This window comes from Heyndrickxia sp. MSNUG, assembly GCF_049532715.1.
Lineage (GTDB): Bacteria > Bacillota > Bacilli > Bacillales > Cytobacillaceae > Mesobacillus.
Genome location: NZ_CP150978.1, coordinates 3,480,986 through 3,500,579 on the forward strand (window position 1 = coordinate 3,480,986; position 19,594 = coordinate 3,500,579).

16 protein-coding genes are annotated in these 19,594 nt (G+C 41.8%); 1 reads left to right on the forward strand and 15 read right to left on the reverse strand.

Going from position 1 to position 19,594, the window contains the following annotated elements; genetic code table 11:
* Positions 1–198 precede the first annotated feature (198 nt).
* From AABM38_RS17595 to hemA, 9 genes are all read right to left on the reverse strand, one after another.
* Positions 199–423: a hypothetical protein gene (locus AABM38_RS17595; RefSeq protein ID WP_423407557.1), complete on the reverse strand. Its 225-nt coding sequence runs from the start codon at positions 421–423 to the stop codon at positions 199–201.
* Positions 424–503: 80 nt separating this feature from the next.
* Positions 504–1,247 (reverse strand): hypothetical protein, encoded by a 744-nt coding sequence (locus AABM38_RS17600; protein WP_423407558.1) that lies wholly within the window; start codon positions 1,245–1,247, stop codon positions 504–506.
* Positions 1,248–1,449: 202 nt separating this feature from the next.
* A complete protein-coding gene (gene spoVID, locus AABM38_RS17605; protein WP_423407559.1) occupies positions 1,450–2,604 on the reverse strand; it encodes a stage VI sporulation protein D in 1,155 nt (384 codons plus the stop codon).
* Between the two features lie 471 nt (positions 2,605–3,075).
* Complete coding sequence (gene hemL / locus AABM38_RS17610; protein ID WP_423407560.1) at positions 3,076–4,368, reverse strand: glutamate-1-semialdehyde 2,1-aminomutase; 1,293 nt, start codon at positions 4,366–4,368, stop codon at positions 3,076–3,078.
* A 132-nt stretch (positions 4,369–4,500) separates the two neighbouring features.
* Positions 4,501–5,481, reverse strand: coding sequence for a porphobilinogen synthase (hemB, locus tag AABM38_RS17615; RefSeq protein ID WP_423407561.1), 981 nt, complete (start codon positions 5,479–5,481; stop codon positions 4,501–4,503).
* Between the two features lie 3 nt (positions 5,482–5,484).
* Positions 5,485–6,270 carry a uroporphyrinogen-III synthase gene (locus tag AABM38_RS17620; protein ID WP_423407562.1) on the reverse strand — a complete coding sequence of 262 codons (786 nt, stop codon included), beginning with the start codon at positions 6,268–6,270 and terminating at the stop codon, positions 5,485–5,487.
* Positions 6,267–7,202, reverse strand: a complete 936-nt coding sequence (hemC, locus tag AABM38_RS17625; RefSeq protein WP_423407563.1) for a hydroxymethylbilane synthase — start codon at positions 7,200–7,202, stop codon at positions 6,267–6,269. Before hemC ends, AABM38_RS17620 begins: the two co-directional genes overlap by 4 nt.
* A gap of 12 nt (positions 7,203–7,214) precedes the next feature.
* On the reverse strand, positions 7,215–8,048 hold the full coding sequence (locus AABM38_RS17630) for a cytochrome C assembly family protein (protein ID WP_423407564.1): 834 nt from the start codon (positions 8,046–8,048) through the stop codon (positions 7,215–7,217).
* A 14-nt stretch (positions 8,049–8,062) separates the two neighbouring features.
* Entirely contained in the window at positions 8,063–9,409 is a 1,347-nt protein-coding gene (gene hemA / locus AABM38_RS17635; protein WP_423407565.1) for a glutamyl-tRNA reductase, read from the reverse strand.
* A gap of 254 nt (positions 9,410–9,663) precedes the next feature.
* On the opposite strand from hemA, the gene AABM38_RS17640 reads away from it, so the two are divergent.
* The gene (locus tag AABM38_RS17640) at positions 9,664–10,149 is read left to right on the forward strand and encodes a LiaI-LiaF-like domain-containing protein (protein WP_423407566.1); all 486 of its coding nucleotides are present in this window, start codon (positions 9,664–9,666) and stop codon (positions 10,147–10,149) included.
* Positions 10,150–10,285: 136 nt separating this feature from the next.
* Here the strand turns inward: AABM38_RS17640 and yihA are convergent, their stop codons facing one another.
* The 6 genes from yihA to AABM38_RS17670 all read right to left on the reverse strand — a co-directional run bounded on the left by yihA (position 10,286) and on the right by AABM38_RS17670 (position 19,580).
* Positions 10,286–10,870 carry a ribosome biogenesis GTP-binding protein YihA/YsxC gene (gene yihA / locus AABM38_RS17645; RefSeq protein WP_423407567.1) on the reverse strand — a complete coding sequence of 195 codons (585 nt, stop codon included), beginning with the start codon at positions 10,868–10,870 and terminating at the stop codon, positions 10,286–10,288.
* Positions 10,867–13,194 (reverse strand): endopeptidase La, encoded by a 2,328-nt coding sequence (gene lon / locus AABM38_RS17650; protein WP_423407568.1) that lies wholly within the window; start codon positions 13,192–13,194, stop codon positions 10,867–10,869. The genes yihA and lon overlap by 4 nt, the downstream gene beginning before the upstream one ends.
* A gap of 409 nt (positions 13,195–13,603) precedes the next feature.
* Positions 13,604–15,271 (reverse strand): ATP-dependent protease LonB, encoded by a 1,668-nt coding sequence (gene lonB / locus AABM38_RS17655; protein WP_335376351.1) that lies wholly within the window; start codon positions 15,269–15,271, stop codon positions 13,604–13,606.
* A gap of 234 nt (positions 15,272–15,505) precedes the next feature.
* Positions 15,506–16,768 (reverse strand): ATP-dependent protease ATP-binding subunit ClpX, encoded by a 1,263-nt coding sequence (gene clpX / locus AABM38_RS17660; protein WP_423407569.1) that lies wholly within the window; start codon positions 16,766–16,768, stop codon positions 15,506–15,508.
* 347 nt (positions 16,769–17,115) lie between these two features.
* Positions 17,116–18,405, reverse strand: a complete 1,290-nt coding sequence (gene tig, locus AABM38_RS17665) for a trigger factor (protein WP_423407570.1) — start codon at positions 18,403–18,405, stop codon at positions 17,116–17,118.
* 158 nt (positions 18,406–18,563) lie between these two features.
* A complete protein-coding gene (locus AABM38_RS17670; RefSeq protein ID WP_423407571.1) occupies positions 18,564–19,580 on the reverse strand; it encodes a tetratricopeptide repeat protein in 1,017 nt (338 codons plus the stop codon).
* Positions 19,581–19,594: the final 14 nt, after the last annotated feature.

Consider the following 19,594-nt stretch of genomic DNA (forward strand, 5'->3'; position numbering starts at 1 on the left):
TATAATCCATATACACTCCCGAGGTGGGCCAGAACGGCTCGAGGCATCTGTGCTCAATTAATCTTTCCTTTTTGCATTTTCCAAGGATTACGGACGCTATTTTTCCCAACGACTTTTGATGTACTGCTGTTATCAATCTTTATCATGATTGCTCTGGCGATAAAATTTGAAATCTTTTAAGGAGCCTCAGGGCCTATTTTAGCTCTGGGCTCCTTCTTGTTGTGCTTGCTTTGCTTGCTGTTTTTGTTTTTCTATTTCATCTATTTTCGTTACAACATATCCAGTATTGCTTAAAAGCCAATATTGCTTCTGCAATCTTTGGACAAACTTCCTTTCATCCAGCTCCGTCTTTCGCTGATGATAGGTTTCAGCTACACGGATAATCCCCGCCGGGAATGCCAGATAGCTCATAAATAACTGCATCTCATCCTCTCTGAAAGGGAAATATTTCAGGTAAGCGTAAATCCAATCAATCGAATCATCAGAACGTTTTGGCAGTGTTTTTAACGACCTAGATACAAATGGGAGCAGGTCTTGAATTGGCGAACCTTGCCTTGCGTTCTCAAAATTAATGAAATAACCATATCCTCTTTCATCGAACAAAAAATGTTCCGTTGAGATTTTCCCATGCAGGATGACGGTCCTCGTCTTTTTTGATCCTTTGTTTTTTCATGCCAGCTCTCAAGCTTTTGTTTGGCAAACTGGATCGCCTGGTTGATTTGGCTGAAATACAGGCAGAAGGCTAATTCAAAAGGGGACATATATACTCTATTTTCACAGCTCTCAATAAACCCATTTATAAATTCCTCTTCTTTTTCCCATTCCTTCAAGGTTTGTTCATAGTGTTCCTTTTTCAGCTCGGGACTGATTTCAAGCTCCTTTGCTGACAAAGTATGCATCCTCGCCAATTCCCTGAACAGCTGCATTTGCCTTTCTGATTGATGATTCTCCTTAATTTCATTCGGTATCCATGGCATCAGATAGTAAAGTGATTTATTATGCAAAATGGCATACCTGCCATCATTCGAAGGATATACAGGAACAATCCTGTTAAAGCCTTTTTGGTAAAGTGTTTGAATATGCTTAATAAAATCCGTGCCTTCATATGGATGGATTTTTTTTAAGGCAAATGTGCCCGTTCTTGTATAAATCTTTTTAATTTTGCCAAAATCCTCAGCAAAGTATGGCTCAACCGGATAATGCTTTAATACTTCTGCTTCTTCCTTTAAAAAATTGCGATCATCCATTGGATCTCGCCCACTTTCTTAACTTCCTGTAAATATGCTTAAAAATGGATTTGAGCAGGTGTCAGACACACCTGCCCACTAAAAAAGCTGAAGCAACCCTGGCCAGCACCCAAACCAGCCCTGACAACTAGCTTTTCGGACAAGGCGTTGCTTCTAATTTTTGTTTTGCTGAACTTGCTAAGATTGTTGTTTTGAGCCTTGATTATTGATGGTGCACAGCTACTCCAGGTACATATAAAACCTGACCTTCTTTAACTTCATGGTCAATACTCAAATGGTTCACTCGCAAAAGCTGCTGTACTGGCACATCATAACGCTCAGAAATAGATTGGAGCGAGTCGCCTTGCTGCACGATACAGACTCTTATTTTAGCAACCACCGCTTCTTCTTCTTTTCTTGCTAAAAACTCGGCGATCGAAATACCTTTTTTCATATTCGGCTTTTTCTTTTTCATGACTGGGGAAGATGAGCTTTCTTCTTCAGCCTCCTGGACTTCTGCAGGTTCGTTCACTTCCTGCTTCGTCTCCTCGATTTCAACTTCAGTTTCCTGTTCAGCCTCAACCTCGGTTTCTTCAGCTGGTACATTCTCATTCCTAAAATCACTATAGGAATATTCAGGAACGGCCTGTAAATGACGCTGTTCCTGCAATACAGGCTCCTCAGCCTTTTCCTCTGCACCCGTTTTTCTCGCTTCCGCACGGAATGGTGCATATAATTCTTCTTCGAATGTATTTTCCTCGTCCTGATTCAAAGCTTCATTCTGCTGGACAAATGAATATGCTGGTGCTTCTGGAAAGTCGAATTCAGCCGCATCTTCTTCATTTTGGTCTTCGGCAGTAGGTTCTTCTGCTCGCTCTTCACGGAAGCTGAATTCGAGCTCCTCAGCTTCATAAGCAGGTTTCTGGTTTTCTTCGGTTTCATGCTGCTGTTCACCATATAAGCCTGTAATTGCCAGATCAGCATTCAGCTTCAAGCGATCCTTTTCCGGAAACACGTAATCGAAGGATTCTACATTGATATTGATGTCATAAATGCTTTCGATTCTGTTTTTCGGAATGGTGATATCGACTGGAAAGCGGTGCAGGAATTCATATACTCCCTCATCCCTCTCCATCACAGAATGCACGAACTTAAGAGCTGGGATATGGTCTTCTGAGTTCTCTTGCTGATTTTCATGGCATGTATATTCCCCAGTCAATTCCAGCGATCCGCGAATGGATACATATTGCTCGCTTTCCTGTATCGTTATATTCGGATCGAGTGAAATCGAGACAAGCTCTGCGACTTCCTGTCCTCTTTGAAACCATACTGACTCCTCTAACGAAAATCGCAGGCACGATTGATTTCCCTGAGACAAAGCGACTCCTCCTTTCATTCCTTAAGCGTAAAATCACTATGTCATTAACACTTTATGAGTCTATATTTGCTTTTATGATAATTTAGACCATTACTTGCGTGAGTTAATATAAAAAAAGAATACGATCAGGTAAAAATAAAATCATTTTTAAAGAGGATTAACATTTATAACTATACTTTGTAAATAAATTGATTTTCAAAGTAAGAAGAGCTGTACTATTTAAGGGTATTCCGAAAAATCAATAGTTAGGCTGTTAAAGGAAGCATTGTTGCTTTAAATGAGGTCATTTATTCCGGAATTTTTTATTTTATTCCGGAATTCGTGGCATTTATTCCGGAATTTTTTATTTTATTCCGAAAACCATGCCATTTATTCCAAAACTTTTCATTATTTTCCGAAATGCCCTGAAGACCGACTAACTTCCCAAACCAAAAAAAGACACTCTTCATATCGAAAAGTGTCTTTACCGTATTATTTATTTTGCAGCTTGGAGAAGGCTTTCTCAGCAGCTTCAATTGTTTTTTGAAGGTCTTCATCTGTATGGGCAGTTGAAAGGAACAAGCCTTCAAATTGTGATGGCGGGAGGAATACTCCTTCATTAGCCATTTCACGATAATAGGAAGCAAAAAATTCAAGGTTTGATGTTTTGGCAGCCTCATAGTTGATGACATTTTCATTCGTGAAGAAGATGCCGATCATTGAGCCTGCACGGTTGATAGTATGAGGGATATTATATTTTTCAGCCGCTGCTTTCAAACCTGCTTCAAGGATGTCAGCTTTCCGTTCGAATTCCTTGTATGTGTCTGGTGTCAGCTGGCTCAATGTTTCAAGTCCAGCAGTCATTGCCAGAGGATTTCCGGAAAGAGTTCCCGCCTGGTAGATAGGGCCGCTTGGAGCGATTTGCTCCATGATTTCTCTTTTACCGCCGTAGGCTCCAACAGGCAGTCCGCCGCCGATTACTTTGCCAAGGCAAGTAAGGTCAGGTGTGACATTGTAGTAACCTTGTGCGCAGTTATAACCCACGCGGAATCCAGTCATGACTTCGTCAAAAATCAATACTGTCCCATACTGGCTTGTGATTTCACGCAGGCCTTCAAGGAAGCCAGGGACTGGTGGGACAACGCCCATGTTGCCTGCAACTGGCTCAACGATTACACCCGCGATATCATCGCCAAATTGTTCAAATGCATAGCGGACGCTCTCTAAATCATTGTAAGGGACTGTAATCGTGTTCTTTGCTACCCCTTCTGGAACACCTGGGCTGTCAGGCAATCCAAGCGTAGCGACTCCTGAGCCAGCTTTGATGAGCAGTGAATCGCCATGGCCGTGGTAGCAGCCTTCGAATTTAAGAATTTTGTTTCTGCCTGTATAACCCCTTGCTAGGCGAAGAGCACTCATAGTCGCTTCTGTACCTGAAGAAACCATCCTTACCATTTCGATGGATGGAACGCGGTCAATGACTAGCTGAGCCAGTTCATTTTCTACCAATGCAGGCGCTCCAAAACTCGTTCCTAACTCTGCTACCTTCTTGATTCCTTCAACAACGCGATCGTTTGTATGGCCAAGAATCAGCGGGCCCCAAGACAGAACGTAATCGATATATTCATTGCCGTCGATATCGTAAATCTTCGAACCCTTTCCTCTTTCCATGAAGATTGGATCCATGTTCACTGATTTAAATGCACGGACAGGGCTGTTGACCCCTCCAGGTAAGATTTCTTTTGCTTCTTTGAAAGCTTCAATCGATTTATCATATGAGCGCATTTATATCCCTCATTTCATTTTTATAGGATCTGTAAAACAGGAATGTTGGTTTTCGCTCCAATCATCAGGATTTAAAAATCAACATTAGCATCTAACAGATCCTTTTTGTAAAGGGTGCAAAATAGAGTGATCTTATTGTTCCTTCAGCCAGCGTGCAGCATCTTTAGCATGGTAGGTAATGATCAGGTCAGAGCCTGCGCGTTTCATGCCTGTCAGCATCTCCATCACGATGCTTTTTTCATCAATCCAGCCGTTTTGTGCGGCAGCTTTGACCATGGAGTATTCGCCGCTGACATTATAGATCACGAGAGGTAGATTGAAATTATTTTTAACATCCCTGACGATATCAAGATATGGCATGCCGGGTTTCACAATCAGGAAGTCTGCTCCTTCCATGACATCTGACTCAGCTTCACGCATTGCCTCAATACGGTTTGCAGGATCCATTTGGTAGGATTTGCGGTCACCGAACTGCGGAGTGCTTTCGGCAGCCTCACGGAAAGGTCCGTAGAATGCAGATGAATATTTTACAGCGTAAGACATGATCGGCACGTCCTGGAAGCCTGCTTCATCCAATGCAAAACGGATAGCTGTAACGAATCCGTCCATCATATTTGAAGGCGCGATGATATCTGCACCGGCTTTGGCCTGGCTGACAGCTGTCTTACCAAGCAATTCAAGTGATGGATCGTTAAGAACCTTACCGTCCTCAATGACGCCGCAGTGTCCATGGCTTGTGTATTCACACAGGCATGTATCCGCAATGACTACCATATCAGGGAAATCCTTTTTAATAGCACGAGTCGCTTCCTGGACGATCCCATGGTCATGGTACGCCTGGCAGCCTACTTCGTCCTTTTCATTTGGAACGCCGAAAAGGAGGACAGATTTAATACCAAGAGATTCTACTTCGGCCATTTCTTCTTTCAGATTATCAAGTGACAAATGGAAGACTCCTGGCATCGAAGATACTTCATTCCTAATGTTTTCTCCCTCGACGATAAACAGTGGATAAATTAAATCTTCAGTGCGAAGATAGTTTTCACGGACCAGGGCACGCATATTCGCAGTTTGACGAAGACGGCGGTGGCGGTTAAATTCAAGGTTTTTCATGTTTTATCCTCCAGTATGCGGATTTATTTTCAAGTACTCAATAATGCTTTTCAGCATCTCTTCAACGGTATATTTTTCAGGCACAGCGTGGACAGTCAATCCCCATTCCTCTGCCTTACGCATTGAAACGGGACCGATACAGGCCACGATACACTGATCAAGCTCTTTTTGAAGCATGTGAGCTTCTACTATTTCCATAAAATGATCAATAGTAGAAGGGCTTGTAAATGTAAGTATATCAAGTCTTCTATTTCTAAGCATCTGAATCAGCTTATCCCGGCTATCATCAGGCAGGTACGTTTCATAGATGACAACCTCATCAACTATAGCACCGTGTTTTTTCAATGTGGCAGCAATATAATCTCTTGCAAGATTTCCTTTTGGAATAAGAACACGTGAACCCTCACGGATGTGAGAATGAAATTCTTCTACAAAATCTTCAGCAACATAATGCCCAGGTGTAAAATCGACCCTAACACCCGTATTTTCTAGAACCTGCCTCGTTTTATCGCCGATCACGGCAACCTTCGGAAATGGTACAGGTGTATTCATTAAAGAATAAAAGGTTTCCACAGTCACATTGCTCGTAAAAATGATCCAATCGTACGTATGTAAGTTATTCATCATTTCATAGAGTTCGTCTGTTGCTGCGACAGGCTTAAAGGCAATTAGAGGGACTTCCACTGGAATCCCTCCAAACTTAGCCACTAACTCGGAGAAAGACTTTGCATGCGCCTTTCCCCTTGGAATCATGACTGTTTTATTTTGCAGCGGCAAAGACGGAATCATTCAATCTCAAGCTCCTGTTTAACCTTATCAATCAAGTCCTTCGCGCCTTCGCTGATCAGTTTTTCTGCAGCAATCTCGCCCATCTCTTCAGGATTTCGGCCTTTGACTTGTTCTTTAATAATCTTTTTTCCATCTGGTGAACCTACTAAAGCTGTCAAAACGATTTCTTGCTGTTCATTTATATAGGCATATCCTGCGATTGGAACCTGGCAGCCGCCTTCCATTTTATTTAGGAAAGCTCGCTCTGCTCTTACAGCCGCACTCGTTTCAACGGATGTGAATTTTTCAAGCAGCTGAAGAAGCTCTTCATCGTCACCTCTGCATTCAATCGAAAGTGCTCCCTGGCCCACTGCTGGCACACAGATTTCGGGATCAATGAATTCAGTTATTGTTTCATCAGCCCAGCCCATACGCTTCAGTCCAGCGGCAGCCAGAATAATTGCGTCATATTCTTCTGTCTCAAGCTTGCCTATCCTTGTATCAATGTTACCGCGAATCCATTTCATTTCAAGATCAGGGCGCTGTGCTAAAAGCTGAGCACTTCTGCGCAGACTGCTCGTTCCGATCACAGCACCAGATTTTAACTCGCTGAACGATACATTTCCTTTCGAAATAAGGACATCACGATGATCCTCGCGGAATGGAATGCATCCGATCACGAGACCCTCAGGCAGGACAGCAGGCATATCCTTCATGCTGTGGACAGCCATATCAATTTCCTTGTCCAGCATCGCTTGTTCAATTTCTTTAACGAATAGGCCCTTCCCACCAACTTTGGAAAGCGTGACGTCTAAAATCCGATCTCCTTTAGTAACGATCTCCTTCACTTCGAACTCGAAAGGAGCCCCTAATTTTTTTAACTGCTCGATTACCCAGTTTGTTTGCGTCAATGCTAATTTACTCCGTCTTGAACCAACGATAATTTTTCTCATGACAGCCTCCTTTTATTGATACCAAAAATGAAATGATGATAATTTTCCGAAAAGAAAAAAGTTTATTAATACAATCAGGAAGGAAGCGATATTCCAAAGAGCAAGCGACTTCCCATATACTTCTCTGCCTACCCTCAAATATAGGTAAATGCTATAAACAGCCAAAACCACGAATGAGCCTATTAATTTCGCATCATACCATTCAAGATCAGGGACCTTGATCCATGCCCATTGCAGCCCAAGAATCAAGCTCAGGATAAGCATCGGCACTCCAATGACATTCAATATGTATGACCAATAATCAAGCCTGGTCAGATCGGATATTCTCCATAACAGCTTTCCCCATTTTTTCCTCTTTAAAAGGTCATATTGAATGAGGTAAAGCAAAGAAAAGACAAATGAAATCGAAAAAGCTCCATAGCTCAGGATCGCCATCGTGATATGGATCAGCAGCAGTTCTGATATAAGCTGTTCAGAAATGACATTAGAATCATAATGCACAGGCGCAAAAGTATGGATGGCCATAATGATGAATCCAAGTATATTTGTAAAAAAGACAATGAAGTCTACCTTTAATAGTTTGTTGATTGCGAGGGACAGTGTGACCAGGACCCACGCATAAAAGTAAAGCCCTTCAAAGAGGGTCAGTACAGGGAATCGGCCAGTTTCGACCATATAATAAAATAGGAATAGAGTTTGAAAACCCCATACAAATGCAAGTAACCAGAAGGCAATTTTGTTCGCCCTCCGGTTACTGTTAAGAAAATCAATAAAATATAAAAGGACACTTGCTGCATAAACAACAATGGTCATTTCATGAAGGCGGGTAATAAAAAGATCTCCCATAAGCAGAACCCCTCTTACGACTGTAGGGAAGCCTGAGGCGAAGGTACTCCGGCCTGCCTGGATTCTGATGTTTTCATTCCCTCTTGTTCAGCGACTAGCTGTTCAATATTAAAGATCTTGACAAATAGGTCAAGCGCCTCGTCGGCATCAGGGCCAGCTGCAAGCTCTTTAGCCTGAAGAATTGGATCCTTCAGAAGCTGGTTGATGATGCTTTTTGTATGCTTGTTAAGGACCTTCATATCCCTATCGGATAAATGCGGAAGCTTTCTTTCAATGCTGTTCATTGTCTCTTCCTGGATGGCAAGAGCTTTCACTCTTAGTGCAGAAATGACAGGAACAACTCCAAGAGTGTTCAGCCATTGTTTGAACTGGACGATTTCACTTTCAATCATAATGAGGATTTTCTCTGCTGCTTTTTGGCGTTCTTGCAAATTCGCTTCGACAATTCCTTCAAGATCATCGATATCATAAAGGAATACATTTTCAAGTGTAGCAATATCAGGATCCAGATCACGCGGCACTGCAATATCAACCATGAATAATGGTTTTCCTTTGCGTTTTTGCTCAACCTTGGCAACCATATCACGCGTGACAACAAAATCCTTCGCTCCAGTGGAACTGATTAGGATATCAGCATCTGTAAGCGCACTCTGAAGCTCATCAAGCGTCTTGGCTTTGCCTGAAAATTTTGTTGCCAAATCTTCGGCCTTTTTGTAGGTACGGTTAATGACGGTAACCTTCTTTGCTCCATTTGCATGGAGATTTTGGATGGCTAGTTCGCCCATTTTGCCGGCACCAAGAATCAGTACATGCTTCTGGTCAAGAGATCCGAAAATCTTCTTTGCAAGCTCAACAGCTGCATAACTGACTGATACTGCATTCGCACCGATTTCTGTTTCGGAGTGGCCGCGCTTAGCAAGCGTCACAGCTTGCTTAAATAGCTGGTTAAATACAGTCCCGGTCGTGTTTCTCTCAAGTCCAAGCATGAAGCTTGAGCGTACCTGGCCAAGAATTTGAGTCTCGCCCAGCACCATTGAGTTTAACCCGCACGAAACCTTAAATAAATGCTCGATTGCTCCATCTTGTTCATAAATAAACAGAAATGGCGTGAATTCAGCCTGCGGAATCCCGAACCATTCAGATAAAAACTCTTTTATATAATATCTGCCTGTGTGGAGCTGGTCCACGACAGCATATATTTCTGTACGGTTGCAAGTTGATACTATGACATTTTCAAGAATGCTCTTTTTTGCCTGAAGGGCACTCATTGCTTCTCCAAGATTCGCCTCGTTGAATGTCAACCTTTCGCGGATTTCGACAGGGGCAGTTTTATAATTTAGACCGACAACTATAATGTGCATATATTAATTGACACCCCCAAATAGAAATTGCATAATTGGCTAAGGAAATTATACCATGAAGCCATTTTCCTTTTTGCTAGAAATGTGAACAACTAGTGAACACAATGTGATATAAATTACATAAATATAAGTTCATTTTACAAGTTGTTTATTTACATAATTACCTTACGAACAGCAAATAAACATACTCCCTAATGTACCTTATCAAAGTTTGTCGATTAATTCAAGTGAGCCTTATTGGAAGTGGTGAAAGAATGAAAAATCAGAGAATGATCCCAGGAATGATATTAATCGGGTTTGGCATTTATTTTTATCTTCAGCAGGCAAACATAACCCTTTTCAAGGAATTTTACACGTGGCCTACTCTCCTTCTTATTGTAGGTGCTGCCTTTTTGGTACAGGGCTACTGGGGAAAGGATTATGAAGCGATTTTACCAGGAGTGATCCTTGTTGGATTAGGTGTCCATTTTCATGTCGTCAATAAGTTCGAATTATGGCCGGATCATCTTGGAGCATTTATTCTAATCATTGCCCTAGGCTTTTTACTTCGATACCAGAAAACAGGCAATGGCTTGTTCCACGGAGTTCTCTTTCTTATTTTAGCAGGACTGCTGCTATTTTATGACCGGATTACAAGCTGGCTTGGTTTGCTGGAAAATGGTGTTGCAACTGCATGGAAATTCTGGCCAGCGGCACTGATCTTGATCGGTATCTATCTTCTGTTTTTTAAGAAAAAATGAGTGAATCCCGCATCATTATAATGGTGCGGATTTTTCATTTCTACTCTATTATTTTGAAAAGAAGGTCCTCAATTTGCAATTCAATTACATCCCTCCCATATTAAAAACGCGGTCCATCTCTGGACCGCGTTTTGCTTTATTTCATGAAAGCTCCAAGAACAGACCAAGCCTTATCCTTGCCTTCCCCTGTTTCGGACGAGAAAAGGATGATGGTGTCATTAGGGTCAAGATCAAGAGTCTCTTTTGTGATTTTCAAATGCTTTTGCCATTTTGACTTTGGAATCTTATCCGCTTTAGTCGCAATGATGATAACTGGAATATCGTAATGCTTAAGGAAACCATACATCATGACATCATCCTTGGATGGCGGATGTCTTAGGTCCACAATCAGGAGCATCGCTTTTAATTGTTCTCTTGATGTGATGTAAGTTTCAATCATTTTCCCCCATGCTTCGCGTTCTGACTTGGAAACTTTTGCGTATCCATAGCCTGGAACGTCAACGAAATGAAGCATTTCATTGATCAAATAAAAATTCAATGTCTGGGTTTTTCCTGGCTTCGAAGAAGTCCTGGCGAGACTTTTCCGGTTCAGCATTTTATTGATAAAAGAAGATTTCCCTACATTCGACCGTCCGGCAAGGGCGAATTCCGGAAGAGTCGTTTCCGGATACTGGTTCGGCCTTACAGCACTGATCACTATTTCTGCGCTATTTACTTTCATTGAATATCACCGCTAACTAGAGCGTGCTTAAGTACTTCATCTAGATGAGAAACTAACACAAATTCAAGCTCCTTACGTACACTTTCAGGAATGTCGTCAATATCTTTTTCATTATCTTTAGGAAGAATAATCTTTGTCAGACCTGCCCTGTGGGCACTCAATGATTTTTCCTTTAGGCCGCCGATTGGCAATACGCGTCCCCTTAGAGTTATTTCTCCCGTCATTCCTACTTCCCTGCGAATCGGCCTTCCTGATAAAGCCGATACGAGTGCAGTAGCAATGGTAATCCCTGCAGAAGGTCCATCTTTAGGAACAGCACCTTCTGGGACGTGGATATGAATATCATTCTTTTCATGGAAGTCCGGATCGATGTCCAGATCCTTCGCTTTTGAACGGACATAGCTAAATGCTGCCTGAGCAGATTCCTTCATGACATCTCCAAGCTTTCCAGTCAGTACAAGTTTGCCTTTACCCGGGGATAGCGACACTTCAATTTGAAGTGTGTCACCTCCTACAGTAGTATAGGCGAGACCAGTTGCAACGCCGACCTGGTCTTCGAGTTCTGCCTGACCATACCTGAACTTAGTCTTGCCAAGGAATTCTTCCACATTTTTTTCATTTACAACAACACGTTTTTTCTCTCCGGATACAACGATTTTCGCTGTTTTCCGGCAGATTGCTGCCAGCTGTCTTTCCAGAGAACGTACACCTGATTCACGAGTATAATAACGTATTACCTTCGTGATTGCGTCATCCTTCATTTGCAGCTGTGACTTGGATAGACCATGGTCCTTGATTTGCCTTGGCAGCAAATGATCTTTGGCTATATGCAGCTTTTCAAGCTCTGTATATCCCGCAATATTGATGATTTCCATTCTGTCCAGCAATGGACCTGGAACAGTCGAAAGGTTGTTTGCGGTCGCAATGAACATGACCTTAGAAAGGTCATATGGCTCCTCGATATAATGGTCGCTGAAGTTGTGATTTTGCTCAGGATCCAGCACTTCTAGCATAGCAGCTGAAGGGTCCCCGCGGAAATCACTCGACATTTTATCGATTTCATCTAACAGGAATACAGGATTGATTGTTCCTGATTTCTTCATTCCCTGAATGATCCGGCCTGGCATCGCGCCAACATAAGTCCTTCTGTGGCCGCGGATTTCAGATTCATCACGGACACCGCCCAGGGAAACACGTACAAAATTCCTGTTCAATGATTTTGCAATTGATCTGGCTAGACTTGTTTTACCGACTCCCGGAGGTCCAGATAGGCAAAGGATTGGTCCTTTTAACGAGTTTGTCAGTTGCTGGACAGCAAGATACTCAAGCACGCGTTCCTTAACCTTCTCAAGTCCATAATGATCCTTATTCAAGACTTTTTCCGCTTTGGTAATATCAAGGTCATCATCGGTTGCCTTCGACCACGGCAAATTAACCAGCCACTCAATATAGTTCCTAATCACTGCACTTTCAGCAGAGGTTGTCGGGACTTTTTCGTAGCGGTCCAATTCCTTGAGGGCAGTTTCTTTTACATGCTCAGGCATTCCTGCAAGCTCAATTTTTTCGTTAAGCTCTGCTATTTCACCCGTCTTGCCTTCTTTTTCGCCAAGTTCTTTCTGGATCGCTTTCATTTGTTCACGCAAATAATATTCCTTTTGCGTGCGCTCCATTGACCGTTTGACACGCTGGCCGATTTTCTTTTCCAGACCAAGTACTTCTTTTTCATTATGGATGATTTCAATCACGCGGTTAACGCGTTCTTTTATATCAATCGTCTCTAATATTTCCTGCTTTTCTTTTAATTTCAAAGGCAGGTGGGAAGCGATGATATCAGCCATTCTTCCTGGCTCTTCGATGTCAGAAACTGATGCATACGTTTCCGCAGAAATTTTCTTGGACATTTTTATGTATTGTTCGAAATACTCAAGCATTGTCCTCATTAATGCTTCATCTTCGACATCCTTCGTTTCCCTGTCTTCAAATGTTTTCAGGGTGCAGGAGTAGTAGTCTTTTTCATCAAAGAGTTCAATGATTTCAGCTCTTGCCAAGCCCTCAACCAGAACACGGATTGTTCCATTCGGAAGTTTTAGCATCTGTTTCACACGAGTGAGTGTACCCACCTGGTACAAATCCTCTTCGCCTGGTTCATCTATAGATATATCCTTTTGAGTCGTAAGAAAGATCAAATGGTCATCCACCATAGCCTTCTCAAGAGCCTGTACAGATTTCTCCCGACCAACATCTAAATGAAGCACCATTGTCGGGTATACGAGAAGACCGCGAAGCGGCAACAGAGGGACAGTGAGCTCTTTTTCGTTCGCCATGATATTGCACCTCCAACATGCATTGTAACATTCTATAAGCATTTAAATACTTTGTTGTTCAATTCTATCGTATTTATTTTCTAGTGTCTAATATCAAGAGCAGAAAGAACGGTTTAATAATGCGACTTCTAATTGTTAGTATCCTGATATTACGCTAAAAATATGTCTGTTACTCTGCTTACAGAATGAATGTATAAAAATTTTCTTTTGATTGTCGTGTTTTGGAGTATTCTTTGCTTGATACTTGCCCATGGAACGGTTCCAGTTTGAGGAACAAGTATTTTTTGAAAAAAATTAGCATAAGTTGCTTAGTGATTCCATTTGCAAAAAAGTCCCTGCTCCAATTTTACGATTAGAAATATAGCTCATTAAAAAAGAACGCATTACGCGTCCTTTTTTTAATCCATGTTTAGCTCGTTTCCTTTTTCACAAGATCTGGAGCAGCTGAAATAATTTGTTCGCGTGGATGCTCCTTAAGCAAGGCGATTTCAAATACCTCATCCAGGTGAGTAACAGGGATGATTTCGATATCTGTAATTTCATTTAGGATCGTCTGCACGTTTTCTTTTGGAATGATGACCTTTTTGGCTCCGGCTTTTTTCGCCGCTTTTACCTTTGGATAAACTCCGCCAATAGGCTTTACATTTCCATGAATGCTGATTTCTCCTGTCATCGCAACTGTATTATCCATCGGTATTTTGTAAATCGCTGAATAAATACCTGTAGCCATCGCAATTCCTGCTGATGGACCATCTATAGGAGTACCGCCTGGAAAATTAACGTGAATATCAAATTCATCAGCAGGGACACCCATTGACCTTAGGACTGTAATGACATTTTCAATCGAGCCTCTTGCCATACTTTTTCTTCTGATCGATTTACCCTGTCCGCCGATACTTTCTTCATCAACAATTCCGGTAATATTGATGGACCCTTTATCCTTTGCTTTGATAACCGTTACCTCAATTTCTAAGAGAGCACCAGTATTCGGTCCATATACTGCAAGTCCATTAACGAGTCCGACCGCAGATTTTTCATTGATTTTACGTTCCATCCTTGGAGTAAGCTGGCTAGAATGGACGACCCATTCGATTTCCTCTTCCTTGATGTATGAGCGCTCTTCCGTTATAGCCAGTCCCGCCGCAATTTGAACCATATTGACAGCTTCGCGTCCATTGCGTGCATAGTTTGAAAGAATCGATATCGCTTCTTCACTCATCGTCAGATTTACTTTATCGGCTGCGTTTCTGGCTACTTTAGCAATTTCCTCCTGACTTAACTCACGGAAAAATACTTCCATACATCTTGACCTAATGGCAGGAGGTATTTCGCTTGGAGTCCTTGTCGTTGCACCAACAAGTCGGAAATCCGCAGGCAGTCCATTTTTGAAGATGTCATGGATATGTGTTGGAATTTGTGCATTTTCTTCATTATAATAGGCACTTTCCAAAAATACTTTCCTGTCTTCCAGGACTTTCAAAAGCTTGTTCATTTGTATCGGATGCAATTCACCAATTTCATCAATAAATAAAACCCCGCCGTGCGCATTAGTTACCGCTCCTTGCTTTGGCTGCGGTATACCTGCCTGTCCCATCGCTCCTGCTCCTTGATAAATCGGATCATGGACAGAACCAATCAACGGATCGGCAATTCCTCTTTCATCGAATCTTGCTGTAGTTGCATCGAGCTCAACAAACACTGAAGAAGATTGAAAAGGAGATTTGGAATTCTGCTTTGCTTCCTCAAGGACAAGTCGGGCAGCCGCAGTTTTCCCTACACCAGGAGGCCCATAAATAATGACATGCTGGGGGTTAGGTCCGCAAAGCGCAGCTTTTAATGCTTTTATTCCATCTTCCTGTCCGACAATGTCGTTAAAGCTGGAAGGTCTAACTTTTTCGGCTAAAGGCTCACTAAGAGATATCGATCTCATTTTCCTCAGCTGTTCCATTTCCTTTCTGGATTCCCGGTCAATTGATACCTTTTGAGTTCGTTGATTACGTAACAGATTCCAGAAATACAGCCCGATGATAATCCCAAAAAACAGCTGTATGAATAAGGCGATTCCGGTCCAACTCAAATAAATTCCCTCCCGTAAGTTGATGACTATTCGCTTTACCCTAGTATCCCCTTGACCGAGTTGGAATAAACAATATTTTCAAGTGAATTTTCCCAGTCATTATCCCTTTAAAGCGCCGGGGGTCAAACCCCCGTCACATCACCGCATTAAAGCAGTGGGGGTCTGACCCCCACTACTTTAATGCGGTAAAGAGATGCAAAAAAGTCCGGTGAGTGATCACCGGACTTTTAATGATTATGCTGATGTTCTTTCGTCTTCTAAAACCGTTCCGTCTTCTAGCACTAGCTTTGGCGGCATGTTGTTTTCGACTGTTTCTTTTGTGATGATGCATTTTACGATATCATCACGTGATGGCAAGTCGAACATGACGTCAAGCATGATGCCTTCGATGATTGAACGGAGTCCGCGGGCACCTGTTTTACGCTCGATTGCCTTTTTTGCAATTTCGATAAGGGCATCATCTTCGAAATCAAGTTCCACATTATCAAGCTCAAGCATCTTTTGATACTGCTTAACAAGCGCGTTCTTCGGCTTAGTCAGGATTTCAACCAGCGCTTCTTCATCAAGCGGAGTCAGGCTGGCGATTACTGGCAAACGGCCGATGAATTCTGGAATCAAACCGAACTTCAATAAGTCTTCAGGAAGCACTTTTGACAGTAATTCCTTCTTGTCTAATTCTTCTTCTTTCTTATCAGAGCCGAAACCAATTACTTTTTGGCCAAGGCGGCGTTTGATGATTGATTCAATTCCATCAAATGCTCCACCGCAGATGAATAGAATATTCGTTGTATCAATTTGGATGAATTCCTGATGAGGATGCTTTCTTCCACCTTGTGGCGGAACACTTGCAACTGTTCCTTCAAGAATTTTCAATAATGCCTGCTGCACGCCTTCACCCGAAACATCTCTTGTAATAGATGGGTTTTCGGATTTTCTTGCAATTTTATCGATTTCATCGATGTAGATGATCCCTTTTTCAGCTTTCTCCACATCATAATCTGCAGACTGGATCAATTTCAAAAGGATATTTTCTACATCTTCACCGACATAACCAGCTTCAGTAAGCGATGTAGCATCCGCAATTGCGAAAGGAACATTGAGAATGCGGGCAAGAGTTTGCGCAAGCAATGTTTTACCGCTTCCTGTTGGCCCGATCATGGCAATATTACTCTTTGAAAGCTCAACATCATCGATCTTACTGTTCGAGTTAATACGCTTATAATGATTGTAAACGGCTACGGACAAGTTTTTCTTAGCCTGATCCTGCCCAATTACATACTCATTAAGGATATCGCGGATTTCCATTGGTTTTGGTACATCTTTAAATTCAACTTCTTCTTCAGTGCCCAGTTCCTCTTCAACGATTTCCGTGCATAATTCAATACACTCATCACAGATGTAGACCCCTGGCCCTGCTACTAACTTGCGGACTTGATCCTGCGTTTTGCCGCAGAAAGAACACTTAAGCTGCCCTTTTTCATCATTAAATTTGAACAATGCCTTCACCCCTTGAGAACTTCTAACAATATATAAAGCTGCAATTCATAAGCAAACGAAAAGTTAAGTAACAGTTTTTCTGCTTCGGTTGAGCAGGTATGTATTGCATTGTAACACATTATGCCAAGGTACAGGAAATAATAACCCTTGACATGGACAAGTTTCGTGCTTATGAACACTTGTGAAAATATATGTACTAAATCATCTTAACCATAAATGGTGTCATTAAATCGGCAGATGGGAAATTGCTAAAAAATTATGTATGTATATAACGTTGAACTTATGTTTTTATTGTAGAAAACAAGGCACGATCTCTCGCGCCTTGTTTATGATAAATCTTAATTCTATTATGCAACAGTTTTGCTGTTTTCTACAAGGAAATCAACAGCTTTCTTCAATTGAAGATCGCCTTTGATTCCTTCAAGGCTTCCGCCTAGTGCAGCTTTGATGTTATCAACAGTCATGTTGTACATTTCAGCCATTTTCTCAAGCTCTGCATTCACTTCTTCATCAGTTACTTCGATGTTTTCAGCTTTTGCGATTGCTTCAAGAGTCAGGTTTACACGAACGCGTGTAGCAGCTTCTTCTTTCATCTGGCCGCGAAGAGCAGCTTCGTCTTGACCAGAGAATTGGAAGTAAAGCTCAAGGTTCATACCTTGCATTTGCAGGCGCTGTTCGAATTCGTTGATCATGCGGTCAACTTCTGTGTCGACCATTGCATCTGGAACTTCGATTTCAGCGTTAGCTGCAGCTTTTTCTACGATTGTGTCACGTACGTGATTTTCTTTCTGGTGCTCTTTGTCGTGAGAAAGACGATCTTTGATTTTAGCTTTAAGAGCATCTAAAGTTTCAACTTCTTCATCTGCATCTTTAGCAAACTCATCATCTAGAGCTGGAAGTTCTTTTCCTTTGATTTCGTGAATCTTAACTTTGAAAGTAGCTGGCTTTCCAGCAAGTTCAGCTGCATGGTACTCTTCAGGGAAAGATACCTCTACATCTTTTTCTTCGCCAGTAGCAGTTCCAACGAGTTGCTCTTCGAAACCAGGGATGAATGAACCTGAACCAAGTTCAAGCGAATAGTTCTCTGCTTTTCCGCCTTCGAAAGCTACGCCATCAACGAAACCTTCAAAATCGATTACAACAGTATCGCCTTCTGCAGCAGTGCCTTCTTCTTTAACTACTAGCTCTGCCTGCTTCTCTTGCATTGTTTTTAATTCATTTTCAACTTCTTCATCCGTTACGTTTGTATCGAATGCTTCAACTTCTAACCCTTTGTATTCGCCAAGCTTCACTTCAGGCTTAACAGTTACAGTAGCCTTGAAGATCATGCTCTTGCCTTTTTCGATTTGTTCCACATCGATTTCAGGACGGTCAACTGGCTCAATTCCAGTTTCAACGATTGCATTTGCATATGCTTCTGGAAGAAGGATATCAATTGCATCCTGGTATAATGATTCTACACCGAAACGTTTTTCAAACATTTGGCGTGGCATTTTTCCTTTACGGAAGCCTGGTACATTTACCTTCGTAACGACCTTTTTGAATGCAGCGTCTAAACCTTGGTTTACTTTTTCTGCATCTACTTCAATTGTTAGAACCGCTTGGTTCTTTTCTAATTTCTCTAATTTTGCAGACATACAGTTCCCTCCAACAATAATCTATTGTCATGTTTCATTCGACGATGAATACTCTTGTTAACCAAGCAATATTCCAGATTAGATGTAAAATAGAATGATTTTTACATAATACAACCACTACATTATAACACAGGTTTATTTCGTTTCAACAGCTTGGGCTATATTATCGGATAAGAAATTTCTTCTAGCATCCGGATAAAAGCCAGAACCTCACCCGTTTCTTTCTCAGAACTAGTATACAATTCAGCAAAAGACTCAAGAGATTCATCAAATCCATAATATTCATTCGCCATAAAATGATAGGCAGCTGCCCATGCCTCTGCTTCTCCGTTTGGCAAATCAAACGGATATACCAGAAAGAAATGCCTCTCAATTAAACTTAATACATTCTCAAATAGAACGGGGTCAGCATTCTCTAATTCGTCCCCGAGTATTTGGATGACATCATTCATTGCGATGTAATCCTTCAGGTCTGGAAGTCTTGAGGGAATGAACGATTTTTCCCAGCCGAATTTACGGACATCGGTCTCTTCTGCATATTCCTGTTCTTTCAATATATTAAGGAGCATTGTTTTTTGAAAAGGGTGGCCTTGTTCTGATGCTAAGTACTCTTTTATTTCTTTTATGTAAGGACGGATATTTTCTTTTGTCAGCCTTGCTGCAATCATTACCTGTTCTTTTGGATCCTGCAGATCGAATAGGCCCAGAGAGACTCCTTCTGATTCCACTTCAGCCGCTTCTTCCATTTCTGGTCCGCTTTCGAGCATCCTCCTGCCAAATTCAAGCATTCTTGTAAAATGTTCCTGCTTATCTCCGGGAATTTCCTTTTCATCAAGAAGTGCTTCTATAGTAGAAACTATTTCGTCATATTCATTCAGCTGTACAAGAATCATTAAGTATAAATCGATTACTTGAATGTAATCACCCAAGCCGCTTCGGAGCATTTGAGCCGCAATCTGTTTGGCTTGCTTTAAAGATCCGGCCTCAAAGTTAGCCAGGACCAGCCCCACATAAATATCGCTGTTTTCCGGGTCATGCACCAGAGCCTGCTCAAGAAACTGGATGGCATCCCTGTATTTTTTCTGTTTGAGGTAATCAAGCCCCTTCTCTAACAGGCGCTTTTCCAGACCGGGAAACAGGATCACATTGTCCTTTTTCGAATCCCGCTTATTCATAAACATACCGCCTT

Excerpts from the sequence above, each read along its gene's own strand:
- AABM38_RS17595 (WP_423407557.1), bottom strand. The coding sequence starts at position 423 with ATGCAGTTATTTATGAGCTATCTGGCATTCCCGGCGGGGATTATCCGT.
- AABM38_RS17600 (WP_423407558.1), bottom strand. The coding sequence starts at position 1,247 with ATGGATGATCGCAATTTTTTAAAGGAAGAAGCAGAAGTATTAAAGCAT.
- hemL (WP_423407560.1), bottom strand. The coding sequence starts at position 4,368 with ATGCGCTCATATGATAAATCGATTGAAGCTTTCAAAGAAGCAAAAGAA.
- hemB (WP_423407561.1), bottom strand. The coding sequence starts at position 5,481 with ATGAAAAACCTTGAATTTAACCGCCACCGCCGTCTTCGTCAAACTGCG.
- AABM38_RS17620 (WP_423407562.1), bottom strand. The coding sequence starts at position 6,270 with ATGATTCCGTCTTTGCCGCTGCAAAATAAAACAGTCATGATTCCAAGG.
- hemC (WP_423407563.1), bottom strand. The coding sequence starts at position 7,202 with ATGAGAAAAATTATCGTTGGTTCAAGACGGAGTAAATTAGCATTGACG.
- AABM38_RS17630 (WP_423407564.1), bottom strand. The coding sequence starts at position 8,048 with ATGGGAGATCTTTTTATTACCCGCCTTCATGAAATGACCATTGTTGTT.
- hemA (WP_423407565.1), bottom strand. The coding sequence starts at position 9,409 with ATGCACATTATAGTTGTCGGTCTAAATTATAAAACTGCCCCTGTCGAA.
- AABM38_RS17640 (WP_423407566.1), top strand. The coding sequence starts at position 9,664 with ATGAAAAATCAGAGAATGATCCCAGGAATGATATTAATCGGGTTTGGC.
- yihA (WP_423407567.1), bottom strand. The coding sequence starts at position 10,870 with ATGAAAGTAAATAGCGCAGAAATAGTGATCAGTGCTGTAAGGCCGAAC.
- lon (WP_423407568.1), bottom strand. The coding sequence starts at position 13,194 with ATGGCGAACGAAAAAGAGCTCACTGTCCCTCTGTTGCCGCTTCGCGGT.
- tig (WP_423407570.1), bottom strand. The coding sequence starts at position 18,405 with ATGTCTGCAAAATTAGAGAAATTAGAAAAGAACCAAGCGGTTCTAACA.
- AABM38_RS17670 (WP_423407571.1), bottom strand. The coding sequence starts at position 19,580 with ATGAATAAGCGGGATTCGAAAAAGGACAATGTGATCCTGTTTCCCGGT.